At 55.4% G+C, this 11,964-nt stretch carries 12 protein-coding genes; 4 read left to right on the forward strand and 8 right to left on the reverse strand.

Features of this window, described 5'->3' with window-relative positions; genetic code table 11:
- The 5 genes from EK16_RS00930 to parC form a co-directional block, all read right to left on the reverse strand.
- Positions 1-187, reverse strand: a 187-nt coding sequence (locus tag EK16_RS00930) for a DUF4372 domain-containing protein (RefSeq protein ID WP_038033744.1), incomplete at its 3' end; no start/stop codon positions are given.
- A gap of 387 nt (positions 188-574) precedes the next feature.
- The gene (locus EK16_RS00935) at positions 575-829 is read right to left on the reverse strand and encodes a DUF2442 domain-containing protein (RefSeq protein ID WP_038033747.1); all 255 of its coding nucleotides are present in this window, start codon (positions 827-829) and stop codon (positions 575-577) included.
- A complete protein-coding gene (locus tag EK16_RS11800; RefSeq protein ID WP_231573554.1) occupies positions 810-974 on the reverse strand; it encodes a DUF4160 domain-containing protein in 165 nt (54 codons plus the stop codon). The genes EK16_RS00935 and EK16_RS11800 overlap by 20 nt, the downstream gene beginning before the upstream one ends.
- 91 nt (positions 975-1,065) lie before the next feature.
- The gene (locus EK16_RS12095; protein ID WP_156098411.1) at positions 1,066-3,336 is read right to left on the reverse strand and encodes an NACHT domain-containing protein; all 2,271 of its coding nucleotides are present in this window, start codon (positions 3,334-3,336) and stop codon (positions 1,066-1,068) included.
- Positions 3,337-3,359: 23 nt separating this feature from the next.
- The gene (gene parC / locus EK16_RS00940; protein WP_051928731.1) at positions 3,360-5,588 is read right to left on the reverse strand and encodes a DNA topoisomerase IV subunit A; all 2,229 of its coding nucleotides are present in this window, start codon (positions 5,586-5,588) and stop codon (positions 3,360-3,362) included.
- A 225-nt stretch (positions 5,589-5,813) separates the two neighbouring features.
- Here parC and EK16_RS00950 point away from each other — a divergent pair, with 225 nt between their 5' ends.
- Positions 5,814-6,023: a hypothetical protein gene (locus EK16_RS00950; RefSeq protein WP_038033750.1), complete on the forward strand. Its 210-nt coding sequence runs from the start codon at positions 5,814-5,816 to the stop codon at positions 6,021-6,023.
- A gap of 84 nt (positions 6,024-6,107) precedes the next feature.
- Here EK16_RS00950 and EK16_RS00955 read toward each other — a convergent pair whose 3' ends face one another.
- Complete coding sequence (locus tag EK16_RS00955; RefSeq protein ID WP_038033753.1) at positions 6,108-7,286, reverse strand: hypothetical protein; 1,179 nt, start codon at positions 7,284-7,286, stop codon at positions 6,108-6,110.
- 269 nt (positions 7,287-7,555) lie between these two features.
- On the opposite strand from EK16_RS00955, the gene EK16_RS00960 reads away from it, so the two are divergent.
- Together EK16_RS00960 and EK16_RS00965 are read left to right on the forward strand one after the other, a co-directional pair.
- The gene (locus EK16_RS00960; RefSeq protein WP_038033754.1) at positions 7,556-7,834 is read left to right on the forward strand and encodes a type II toxin-antitoxin system RelB/DinJ family antitoxin; all 279 of its coding nucleotides are present in this window, start codon (positions 7,556-7,558) and stop codon (positions 7,832-7,834) included.
- Positions 7,835-7,870: 36 nt separating this feature from the next.
- Complete coding sequence (locus tag EK16_RS00965) at positions 7,871-8,149, forward strand: type II toxin-antitoxin system RelB/DinJ family antitoxin (RefSeq protein ID WP_038033756.1); 279 nt, start codon at positions 7,871-7,873, stop codon at positions 8,147-8,149.
- A 67-nt stretch (positions 8,150-8,216) separates the two neighbouring features.
- On the opposite strand, the gene EK16_RS11245 is transcribed toward EK16_RS00965, so the two are convergent.
- The gene (locus EK16_RS11245; RefSeq protein WP_051928732.1) at positions 8,217-9,164 is read right to left on the reverse strand and encodes a septal ring lytic transglycosylase RlpA family protein; all 948 of its coding nucleotides are present in this window, start codon (positions 9,162-9,164) and stop codon (positions 8,217-8,219) included.
- Between the two features lie 259 nt (positions 9,165-9,423).
- On the opposite strand from EK16_RS11245, the gene EK16_RS00975 reads away from it, so the two are divergent.
- Positions 9,424-9,897, forward strand: a complete 474-nt coding sequence (locus EK16_RS00975) for a type II toxin-antitoxin system RatA family toxin (RefSeq protein ID WP_038033759.1) — start codon at positions 9,424-9,426, stop codon at positions 9,895-9,897.
- A 263-nt stretch (positions 9,898-10,160) separates the two neighbouring features.
- Here EK16_RS00975 and EK16_RS00980 read toward each other — a convergent pair whose 3' ends face one another.
- Complete coding sequence (locus tag EK16_RS00980) at positions 10,161-11,210, reverse strand: cytochrome-c peroxidase (RefSeq protein ID WP_038033761.1); 1,050 nt, start codon at positions 11,208-11,210, stop codon at positions 10,161-10,163.
- Between the last annotated feature and the right edge of the window lie 754 nt (positions 11,211-11,964).

Here is an 11,964-nt window from a genome sequence, read left to right on the forward strand (position 1 = left end):
GCGTCAGGGTCTCCACATCCCGCAGGCTCGATACAGCGCCAAGTTGTGACACCAGCAGCGCCAACAGGTGCGCCCGCGTGTGAAAACGCTTGCGATAGCGGTCGCTGTTATGCCGGCGCACCACCTCCTCAACAAGGCGGTCAGGAAGCAGTTGGACAATGCGATGAAGCGTGGTAGGTTCAAACATCGGGATTGTTCCTCCGCTTGTGGCAAATCAAGCCTTGACACTTCACTTTTACCACAAGTGGCGGACAATCCCGTACTTTTTTCACCTAACCATCATCTTTCTTGGACACCAGTGGGCTTCCGCCGGGGTGACGAGAAAGATGGCGACGTTGTGTCGTGTCGTGTGGGATTGTATCCCGTTCCGGATCGTTCTGTTCGAACTTTCAACCGGGACATCTCCCGCCGGAAGGGGATCTCATCCCCTTCCGGAACGTTTTGGTCGGGTTTCCAACCCGGCCATGTCTTCCGTTGCGGCATCCGGCTGATGAGCAGGGATGCAATCCCTGCCCAAACGTTCGGGACGGGGATACAATCCCCGTCCCGCAATGGGAAAGAAGTCGCGCTACGTTCACCCCGCCGCCTTCGCCCCGCGCAGCAGACCGGCGACGCTGATGTCTTCGTCAAGGTCGGGCCAGTGAATCCCCTCGCCGTCACCAAGCAGTACCCAGTTCTCCCGCTGCGCCCTTGAGGCGGCGGCCAGCCGCGGAAACCACGCCAGCGGCACGGCAATCCGCCGCCCATCCACGAGCGAGACGATTATCTCGTCTTCCGTAAAGACCACATCCCGCGCCAGCGCCTGCGCTTCAACCGCCGAAATAGTCATGCCACGTCTCCAGCATCCGTTGCCTGTGTTTCATAACATAGCGCAACAATGTGCTCAATTCATGCGCGGAAAAGTGTTTCGAGGAGGCAAGCGCCACAGGTTCCAGCCAGAATTTTGCCAGTGCCCTCTCCCGCTGTACATGCACATGCGGCGGGTGCAAGGCAGTGGAGGTCAAAAAATCCGTCCGAAGGCGAATTTTCGTTTGGATTTTCAGACTCAAAAAAACTTCCAACTAATCATAAATCTTTTATTTCCTTCAACATTGGGTGAACCTCGTCTAAAGGATTTGCTATTATTTTATTGACAATATTTGAATAAGATCTGTTAGGCTTCCATAGTCTTCGATCAGCTGTAACATCATTATATATAAAATTATGCTTCTTCAAAATGCGAAGAATATCTGGAATTATCGCCTTCTGAGACTGCGTCAATGCTCCTCGATAAAATGCCGATTCCTGCCGAGCGGAACCTTTTTGCAAAAAAAGTTTTTTTAATATGGTAATAAGTACTCTTATAGATTGAGGCATATCTCCATACTTTAAAATCTTAGAAGAAACAATTGCCTCGTCCGAATATTTTTCTATATTAACTTTATCCCATTGCTGAGGTCTTACACCTTGCAACTCATAAATATAAACTCCTGACTCTAATACTGGAAGAAAGCTCAAATTAAAACCTTTAGATATTTTAACAAAATTTAAAATACATCCATCCTGCAAGATTACACTTTTTGCCCACTCTTGCTCTTTGCATGAAAAATTAAGAAAATTAGAAATCCCCTCATCTATATAAATTTTAACATTATTAGGATTTTTAATATGTATTCCAGAATTTATAAATATAGTAAAAATATCCATTGCCAAGAAACTATTATTGTGTTTTCTAGAAGCTACATCTAGTACATTTATTGATGATTCACTTTTATAATTAATCATAAAATCTGATATTATATTTATTGTTAATTCACTAATCGAATCTGCAATCTCTTCGCTTTTTAATGGATATTTATACTGATGTGGAGCCTTTATATATTTTATTATTTCAAATGACATCGCCGCACGCGCTAAAGTATCATCAACAAATGTTCTTCCCTCTCCCGTAGAAGACTGCCCCAACCCAGGAAACCGCATTAAAAGCGGCATACTATTTTCATCTGGATATTGATTTGTAATTTCTCGGAACACATTTTTTATATCATCTATAGAAAACAAGCCTAAAGAATCTGTAGTTTTTCTTGCGTAAGTTGCCAAACGCTCTATAATAAGCCTAATATATTCCTTATCAATAGAATCATGCTGCGAAGCTTCACGATCTGATATCATATCCAATATAGAATCCCATCCAGTATAAATAGACATATTCTTGTCCATTTTAGGTATAATATTTTTCCTAACAGCATAATCTACAAATAACGGCTTTGCAGGAAGCCAATCTGGATATTCAATATCAATTCCATTTTTTTTCATATACATTTCGATTTGCGTATCTTCAAAGTCAGTCGTTTGTAACACTAAACAGTCATTTGTTATATTTAAAGCATCTTTAAACTCAGAATCACTATCAAAATAGTTATCCCTTCCAGAAACAATCACATAAGTCCTAACAGGACTATCTTTTATAAAATTTTTAATTAGATCCATAGACTTCCTTCTAAACTCTTTTAACCTATCTCTACTACCAGTCCAGCGCAACACTGATAATTCATCAAAACCATCCAAAATAATCCGACAAAATCCAGCTTTCCATGCTTTTATCAGATCCATATAATTTTTAAACCCTATTAATTCGCAATGCCTCATAAGTGCTTCTTGAGGATTTCTTTGACCAATATGCTCATAAAGATTGATATAAACTGGACATAAGTAAGATTTTCCCTTTTTATATTTACACGCCAAGCTATCAAACACTTTATAAAGGGAAAAACTTTTGCCAGAACCATAGCTGCCTATTAAATATATATTCCTGTCATTTTTATCTATATAATCTTCAAATTTTTCCCAATTAACAACTTCTTTTGTTTTTTTATTTATAAAGTTCATGGGGATAAATTTATTAATATTTATAATACTTCTATTATTTTCGAAATCATAAGTGCTGCCAAATCTATGATTATAACGGCACATTAAATATTCATTACCATCAAAAATTCTAGATCTAAAGCTGTCATAAGATTCTACGCAAATGTTATACTTTTTAAATGGCTTTATTATATCTCTTTGATCTGCAGTGAGTTCGTTTTTCACAATTAAAAACCCCCTAACTATCTCATAATCTCTTTTACTGCTTCGAAGTTCTGTTATTGCGTTCTTTAATTTTCCCAAGTCATTTTTTAACTTACTTGTTGACCTTTGAATTGTACATTCAAGTACATAAATAGTGTCAGAAGTTCTAAATACTCCATCAAACTCTCTATTTCCTATATTTTCGGCACCTCCTTCGGGGTCTCCCCAAAGAGCCCGAGCTATACGTCTCACCGCTTCTTCGAACTCTCTACCTTCATTCATCATTTTCTCTCCCGCATACTTTTATCCTACCTCCACCCCCTCGGTGCCTGCCTTCCTGTCTGCGCGCGTTTGCCGAGCCACGGGCGCATGTCTTTTTCCGTGCGGGTGCGGCCGGCAGAATCCTGCCATTGCAGGCCGTCTTCCAGGCGGAAGGGGCGGGCGTCGGCCAGCTCGCCGCCTTTGGCATAGCGCTGCAGGCGCACGCCCTTGCCGCGCCCCATCTCCGGCAGCTCGCTTAAAGGAAACACCAGCATCTTGCGGTTCGTGCCCACCACGGCCACATGATCATGCCCCTCGCCAATGCGGCGGCAGACCACCATTTTCGCTGGCGGCTTGACGTTCATCACCTGCTTGCCCTTGCGCGTGTTGGCCACCACGTCCGCCTCGCGCACAATGAAGCCATTGCCCTCGGAACTGGCCAGCAACAGCCGCCCGTCCTTGTCATGCACAAAGAGCGCCACGATCTCGTCCGCCGCATCCATGTCGACGGACAGGCGCACTGGCTCGCCCGCGCCGCGCCCGCCGGGCAGCTTGCCCGCGTCAAGCGTGTAGAACCGGCCCGATGACGCCGCGAGCAAGAGCTTGTCGGTGGTATGGGCATGAAAGGCGAAGCGGCCCGAATCCCCCTCCTTGTAGGAGAGCTTGGCGATCTGCTCATCGGTCAGATGCCCTTTCAGCGCGCGGATCCAGCCCTTGGCCGAGCAGACAACGGTGATCGGTTCTTTCTCGGTGAGCGCCGCCTCGAGATCGATCTCCACCGCCGGCGCCTCGGCGATCTCCGTGCGCCGCCGGCCCAGCTCGGTCTTCTTCGACCACCTGTCGCGAATGGCGCGGACCTCTTCGGCAATGCGCTTCCATTGCAGCTCCTCGGAAGCCAGAAGCGCTTGCAATTCCTCGCGCTCCTTGGCCAGCTCCTCATGCTCGGAGCGGATCTCGATCTCCTGCAGCTTGTTCAGCGCCCGCAGCCGCATGTTGAGAATGGCTTCCGCCTGCACCTCCGTCAGGCCGAAGCGCTCCATCAGCTCCTTTTTCGGCTCATCCTCAAAGCGGATGATGCGGATCACCTCATCGATGTTGAGGTAGGCAACAAGCAGCCCTTCCAGCACCTCCATGCGGTGCGCGATTTTCTCCAGCCGCCAGTAGCTGCGGCGGATGAGCACGTCCATGCGGTGCTCCAGCCACTCGCGCAGCACCTCGCGCAGGGACATGACCTTCGGCACGCGCCCCTGCGAGAGCACGTTCATGTTGAGCGGAATGCGCACCTCAAGGTCGGTGAGGCGAAAGAGCGACTCCATCAGCACCAGCGGGTTGACATTGCGGCTTTTCGGCACCAGCACCAGCCGCACGTCCTGAGCCGATTCATCGCGCACATCATCCAGAAGCGGCAGCTTGCGGGCGGAAAGCAGCTCGGCGATCTTCTCCACCAGCTTGGCTTTTTGCACCTGATAGGGAATTTCCGTCACCACGATCTGCCACTGCCCGCGGCCCAGCTCCTCCTTCACCCACTTCGCACGCAGGCGGAAGGAGCCGCGCCCCGTTTCATAGGCCTTGCGGATATTCTCCCGCGGCTCCACCAGCACCCCGCCGGTGGGAAAATCCGGCCCCGGCATGAACGCCAGCAGTTTCTCGATGCCGGCGTTGGGATGCTTGATCAGATGCAGCGCCGCGTTGCACACCTCTTCCGCATTGTGCGGCGGAATGGACGTGGCCATGCCCACGGCAATGCCCTGCGCGCCATTGGCCAGAAGGTTGGGAAAGGCGCCGGGCAGCACCACCGGCTCGGTATCCTCGCCGTTGTAGGTCTCGCGAAAATCAACGGCGTCTTCCTCAAGCCCCTCCAAAAGGGCCATGGCCACGTCCGTCAGCCGCGCCTCGGTGTAGCGGTAGGCGGCTGCGCCATCACCATCGATATTGCCGAAGTTGCCCTGGCCCTCTACCAGCGGATAGCGCTGGGCAAAATCCTGCGCCAGGCGCACCATGGCGTCATAGACGGCCTGATCGCCATGCGGGTGAAACTTGCCGATGACATCGCCCACCACCCGTGCGCACTTCTTGAACCCGGCGGACGGATCGAGCCGGAGCACGTGCATGGCATACAAAAGCCGCCGGTGCACGGGCTTCAGCCCGTCGCGCACATCCGGCAGCGCGCGGTGCATGATAGTGGAGAGCGCATAGGCGAGATAGCGCTCCTCCAGCGCCTGTTTCAGGGAGATGACCGAAGCCGGGGTCGAATCATGTCGTTCATGCTCACTCATGGCGGAACGTTACCGTAAGGTGTGCGCAATCGCAAAGCATCCCGCGCCGGTGCAGTGGGAAAACACCGCGAAAAAGCCCGGGCTCAAGGAGAGGATGCAGGACTTTTGCGAAGTTTTCAGGATTTTCCGTCATACTCCTGCCCAAGATGGCGGGCATGCATGCCAAAAGATGGGGACGGGATCGACGAACTAACGTGAAGTTTTGCGTGGCGAGGAGGCGACAAGGTGAATATCCGGATTGACGATACGCCCCGGGAAGCGCGGGAGCGTCTGGCCCTGTTCCTGCCGGCATCCTTGATGCGGGAGTTGCGCAGCCGCGTCCCCGCCGGTCATCGCGCCGCCTTCGTGGCCAGGGCCCTGCGCCGCGCCCTGCGCGAGCTGGACAGGGAGCCCGCCGAATCCGCCACCACCGCCAGCGAGGAACGCCGCGCCTGACCGATCAGGCCTCCTCTCCCTTCGCCAATCAAGCAAGGCCTGGCCCGCTCCTTACAGGCAACGGACTTAACCCACAAGCCGCACTTACGATCGCACGAAGCGGTTGCCCGGCCAGTGGCGGGTGGAAATGGGCTCACCCAGATCAGCCTCGATCAGGCGCTCGCGCGCATCGAGCAGGCGGTTGACCAGCGCCTCTTCAATGGCCTGATAGGCAAGCGGATTCTTCTCCCGTTTCACCACGATGCCGAGCAGCTCGGTAATGGCATTGCCCACCGAGTTCTGCGAGATCGTCACCACCAGCCGCCCCTGATCATCGCGATACAGAAGCTGCTTGTACGCCGGCCGCCAGCGGATCTCGTTGGCGAATTGCGGATCCTGGATCACCCGCTCGCGCAGATCCCGCGCCACGCGCACGAACTTCGTGGAGCCCAGGAGAATATCGGCCACAGCATTGGGAAAATTGGCCTCCGGCGGCACCCGTTCCTCACCAGTGGAGACGAGATTGAAGAACGTGCGGTAGAAATCGAGAAAACGCAGGAGAATCTGCTCGTATTCGTACCAGAAGTACTTGTCGTGCAGCCGCGCGCGCCCGTCCACAAGAATCCAGCTCGGCAGCCCTTGCGGATACCCGGTTACGGCGAGCGAGACGTCATCGCCGGAAACCGCCTTGAGGATCTGCAGATCCAGCCCTTCGAAAAATTCCAGATAGACATCCGAAAGATGCCGCAAAAACAAGGAGTTGTGCCCGGCGTCCGTAAGGTTGACGTTGTTGGGATCCGCCTCCTTCGCCGATTTCAGCGTCTCCATGGGAAAGACGATGAAATGGTTGTGGATCATGCGGATGGACGGCACGCCCGGCTTGTTCAGCGGCCAGGTGGCATCCAGCGAGGCCTCGCCACAGAGGATGACGTGTTCTTCCGGGTCGGGATAATGCTCCAGCATGTAATCGATCAGGATCGCCGTCATCTTCTCCCACACCCGTTTCGCCTGCCGCTCCATCTGATCGCGCCGCACCGGCCGCCCCAGCGGGTCGAGGATCTTGCGTGAGGTATCGAGGATGATGGAGGTGTCGAACTCCACCGAATGCCCGATGAGCTTGCGATACATCAGCAGGTTCTCGGGCGTGCGGAACAGGCCGTTTTCCTCCGCCAGGTTGCGCAGGTTGGCAGGCGAATTGAAGAATTCCACCGGCGTCATGCCCTCCGGCACGTGAATGGGGATCTCCGGATGCGGCGTGACAACCTCTTTTGGTGACGGCTTCATCCCAACGACAGACCTCCCTGAATGACCGATCCCGGCAAGCGGATAAAAGGCACCGTTTCCATAGCACTCGCCACCGGCCTTGTCCGCCCCTTAAACATGAAAAACCACCGAAACGGTGTCGCAGCCCAATCACGGATCAATCGCCCCGTTGGATAACGCATGGCTCACCGTCTGAGGCCAGCCACGGCAGAGGGGAATGCACAGGAAACGCGAAATGTGTTATATTGACCATGTAGCCACAATGTGGCCCATACTGGAGGAAAACAGCCATGAACAAGACTGCCACCGTTCGCGCCCGCATCGATCCGGAAACCAAGCGCAAGGCGGAGGCCATCCTCAAACGCCTTGGCCTGACCCATTCCGCCCTCATCACCATGACCTACCGCGCCGTGGCCGAAACCGGCGGCATCCCCTTCTCCCTGCATGTGCCCAATGCCGAAACGCGCGCGGCCATGGAGGAGCTTGAATTGGGCAAGGGCCATGAGGCGAAAGGGAAAAACGCAAAGGACGTCCTTGCACACATTCTGGAGGATGAAAGCGAGACTTAAGCGTCATCGAGTAGCAAAAAACAAAGGTAAGCAGCCATGAACAAGACCGCCACCGTTCGTGCCCGCATTGATCCGGAAACCAAGCGCAAGGCAGAGGCTATCCTCAAGCGCCTTGGCCTGACCCATTCCGCCCTCATCACCATGACCTACCGCACCGTGGCCGAAACCGGCGGCATCCCCTTCTCCCTGCATGTGCCCAACGCCGAGACGCAGGAAGAACTGCGCCGCGTGCGCAACCCCGAGGAACGCAAGCGCCTCCCTGCGTTTGACAGCATGGAAGAGCTCATGGCGGATCTTGAGAACGACCCCTCCTGATCGAAAAAAAGACCGGCGCACGGGGTTCATGCCACCGGTCTTGTTCAGGCGTTGAACAGGGTGCCTTTCAGTTGCTGGCCACGAGAATGCGCGCATCGGCCACGCCGGCCTGCGCCACCCGCGGCAACACCATCTCGGCATCGGAGCGGCTCTCGAATGGCCCAAGCCGCACCCGCCAGAACCGCATGCCGGTGACATCCACCGGCCGGATCTCCACCGGCGCGATGCGTGAAAACCGCGCCCGTGCCGCTTCGGCATTGGCCGGATCGGCAAACGAGGCCACCTGCACGTAATAGCCGCCCGCACCCGGCGCCGAAGCCGGCTGAATACGCGCTCCCTCAGACACGGCGCCATGCGAACGCCGCCGCTCGTTGCGGGCCACCATGACCGGCCGCGTCTCCGGCACCGAGCGGCCTTTCACTGCGGCGATCAGGGTCTGGCGCGGCGCATGGCTCATGCGGTTGAGCCGCGCCAGCAGCACGCGGTCATCACCCAGCGGCGCCGGGCCGAGATACTCCACCTTCACCTTGGCCTTGCCCTTGCGCAGATACCCGAGCCGCGCCGCCGCCGCCTTTGAAAGGTCAATGATGCGCGTGCCGACAAAGGGGCCGCGGTCATTGACCCGCACCACAACCATGCGCCCGTTCTCCAGATTGGTCACCCGCACATAGGAAGGCAGCGGCATCGTCTTGTGCGCGGCCGAGAGATAGTTCATGTCGAACCACTCGCCGTTGGCCGTCTTGCGCCGGTGAAACTTGGGGCCATACCAGGAGGCCATGCCCACTTCCACCGGCTTCGGCCGGGCGGTGGGATAATAGGTGCGTCCCGCCACCTGATAGGGCTTGCCCACATGCCGGCGCCCGCCGCCCTTGGGCAGCGGTCCGGCCTTGGTATATTTCGGGCTGCCCTTGCCGGCGAAGGGATCCGGCTTGTCGGAAGAGGAGCAGCCCGCCAGCAGCAGGGCCAGCGCCGCCGTCATCACCAGCCCGCTCACCGGGCCCCTTTTTTCAACCATGATGGACCTACGCATCGGATGCCTCACTTAAAACCCTGTGCATGTCCGCCCATGCCCGCCCGCCGCCGCGGGGGCTTGCCGTTACGGAACCCTTTACGGCGGATCATGCCGTTTGATCCTTTCTGGTCAGGGATTGTGAACCCTCCTGGGTAAATGGCGGGTTCAGAAAGGTGGTTAACGGAGGCTATACGCCCACGACTGGTTGCATTCATCGACAGCTCGCTTGCCTTGCGCCCACGGCGGCGCTACATGACCGGGCATGGCCACGCATCGCTTCGTCAAATGGCTGCCGCATCCGCCCGAGCATCTGTTCGCCATCGTCTCCGACGTGAGCGAATACGGCCGTTTCGTGCCGCTGTGCGAGCGCGCCGAGGTCTGGGATGTGCGGCAGGACGGTCCGGTCAAAAAATTCCGCGCCAGGCTGGAGATCGCCTATCCCAAGCTGGGCCTGCGCGAATATTTCGTTTCCGACGTGGAAGCCGATGCGGAAAAGCTTCTCGTCATCGCCCGCTCCCGCGAAGGCGCGGTGAAGGATCTGGAAAACCGCTGGCTTTTCAAGCCGCGCCGCGGCGGCACCGACATTCATTTCTCCCTGCGCTTCACCATGTCCTCCCGCCTTTTGCAGAAGGTGATGGACGCCGCCTTTGATTATGCCTCGCGCAAGATCCTGAAGGCCTTCGAGGAGCGCGCCGATGAGCTCGCCCGCCTGCAGCGCCTCTCCGATCATGAATAAGCTGCAGCCGCCCGCTCTTCATCCCCTTGTGCCTGAATACAAAAAGGCCCGCCTGCAGAATGAGGCGGGCCACAGGCTCGATTGATCCCGGCGTGATGCCCATGAACCCAACCATAGGGCATAAATCCGCCCCGCGTCCCCGCCCAAGCACCCTGCTTGCACACAATATCGGGTGGTTGGGAGGGGGCGCGGGGCGGTGGGTGGTTTGAAAATTCGCAACTCGGCGAATTTTCATCATGCGCTTCTGGGCATGAGTTTGGCCATCAGCGCACCGGCTTGGGCGTCTTCTCCGTGCTCGGCGGCAGGAACGGATAGGTGATCTCGGGCTGACGGCCCGTCAGCGTCTTCAGAAAGGCGGTGATGGCCGTCACATCATCCTCGCTTAAGGTGCCTTTGCCCAGCTGGGCATCCCCCATGATTCGCACCGCTTCCCTCAGGCTCCAGACCTTGCCCGAGTGGAAATAGGGAGCCGTCAGCGCCACGTTGCGCAAGGGCGCCGCACGGAAGGAGAATTCATCATCCTTCGCCTTGGTCACCTTGAACCGCCCCTTGTCATCCGGCGGCAGAATGTCCGCACCGGGCTTTTCCACCACGCCGAAGGGGAAATAATCCTGCCCGCCGATGTTGATGCCCTGATGACATCCGGCGCAGCCCTTGTCGATGAACAGGGCCAGGCCCTTCTTTTCCAGGTCGTTCAGGGCCTTTTCATCGCCGCGCAGATACTGGTCGAAGCGGGAATCGGGCGTGGTCAGCGTGGCCTCGAAGGCCTCGATCGCCTTGGCCATGTTGTCGAAGGTCACCGGATCCTTGTCCTGCGGAAAAGCCTTGCGGAAGGCTTCGACATACTCCGGAATGCTCTTCAGCGTCGCCACGACCACCTCCGGCCGGTTGTTCATCTCCACACCGGCCTGCACCGGTCCCTTGGCCTGCTCCTCCAGATCCTTGGCCCGGCCATCCCAGAACTGCGCCACATTGAACACCGCATTCAGCACCGTGGGCGCATTGCGCGGCCCCTTGGCAAAACCGTGGCCGATCGATGTCTCCAGATTGTCATCACCGCCCATGCCCAGATTGTGACAGGTATTGCAGCTGATCAGCTGACTGGCTGACAGGCGCGGATCGAAGAAGAGCATCTTGCCTAGCTCGATCTTTGCCGTCGTCAGCGGATTGTCCTTCAGCTGCGGGGGAAAGGTCGGAATGGGCTGAAACAGCTCCCGCGCCTGCTTAAGCAGACTGTCTTCTGCCTGGGCTATCCCGGCGGAAACGGCAAGCACCGCTGCGGCAGCGGCAACGAGCACAGTCTTGAGTTTCATGGTGGCATCCTCCTGGATCGCCAGCCGTCGCTTCTTCCTGAAATTATTTTTATAAAAAGAATCGTTTTAAAAAAGAGAAAGCGTCACATTTCATGATCTGCATCAAGGCTTGTGAAAACCACGCCCGATCCGACTGCCGGAAGGATGTTGTACATCCTTCCGGAATGTTTTGGCGGGGTTTCCAACCCCGCCTAAAGCAGGGATGGCGGGGTAGCATACCCCGCCGAAACGTTCCGGAACGGGATAAAATCCCGTTCCGGCATTTAGCACTCACATACACCAAAGAAGCTTTTTCCAAGGCATTCCTCAACCCTTGCTCAAACGCGGGAAATTATTATTTGTACTGAAGATCAATAATTTACGTTATAAACTCAGTTGCCTTTGATATTCCTCTCACACATGAAGCACCACTTTTCCCCCTCCCCCTGGCAGGGGGAGGGTCAGGGAGGGGGTCGGGCAACTTAGCACAGTGTTTGTGGCCCGACCCCCTCCCGGCGCTTCGCGCCGACCTCCCCCTATCAGGGGGAGGTTAGGATCATGCACTCTTTTTGCCTGCAGCCCGCTGCACCGGGACCAATTCAGCTTCTGACGACAAGTGTTTGTTTAATTCATTGAAAAACCATAGAAAAACGTCGTCATACCCGGGCTTGTCTCGGGTATCCAGGGGCGGTTTACGCATGCGGTGATGGCGGTCAAGACTGGTTCTTCAGGACTCTGCCCTTCAAGAGGAACCTCCCATTAAAAAGCATACGAC

The organism is Thermopetrobacter sp. TC1 (genome assembly GCF_000746275.1).
In the GTDB taxonomy this organism is placed as follows: Bacteria; Pseudomonadota; Alphaproteobacteria; order Rhizobiales; family Aestuariivirgaceae; genus Thermopetrobacter.

Bases quoted from the DNA above. Each gene is read 5' to 3' on its own strand.
- EK16_RS00965 (WP_038033756.1), top strand. From the start codon at position 7,871: ATGAACAAGACCGCCACCGTTCGTGCCCGCATTGATCCGGAAACCAAG.
- EK16_RS00975 (WP_038033759.1), top strand. From the start codon at position 9,424: ATGGCCACGCATCGCTTCGTCAAATGGCTGCCGCATCCGCCCGAGCAT.
- parC (WP_051928731.1), bottom strand. From the start codon at position 5,588: ATGAGTGAGCATGAACGACATGATTCGACCCCGGCTTCGGTCATCTCC.
- EK16_RS11245 (WP_051928732.1), bottom strand. From the start codon at position 9,164: ATGGTTGAAAAAAGGGGCCCGGTGAGCGGGCTGGTGATGACGGCGGCG.
- EK16_RS12095 (WP_156098411.1), bottom strand. From the start codon at position 3,336: ATGATGAATGAAGGTAGAGAGTTCGAAGAAGCGGTGAGACGTATAGCT.
- EK16_RS00980 (WP_038033761.1), bottom strand. From the start codon at position 11,210: ATGAAACTCAAGACTGTGCTCGTTGCCGCTGCCGCAGCGGTGCTTGCC.
- EK16_RS00955 (WP_038033753.1), bottom strand. From the start codon at position 7,286: ATGAAGCCGTCACCAAAAGAGGTTGTCACGCCGCATCCGGAGATCCCC.
- EK16_RS00935 (WP_038033747.1), bottom strand. From the start codon at position 829: ATGACTATTTCGGCGGTTGAAGCGCAGGCGCTGGCGCGGGATGTGGTC.
- EK16_RS00960 (WP_038033754.1), top strand. From the start codon at position 7,556: ATGAACAAGACTGCCACCGTTCGCGCCCGCATCGATCCGGAAACCAAG.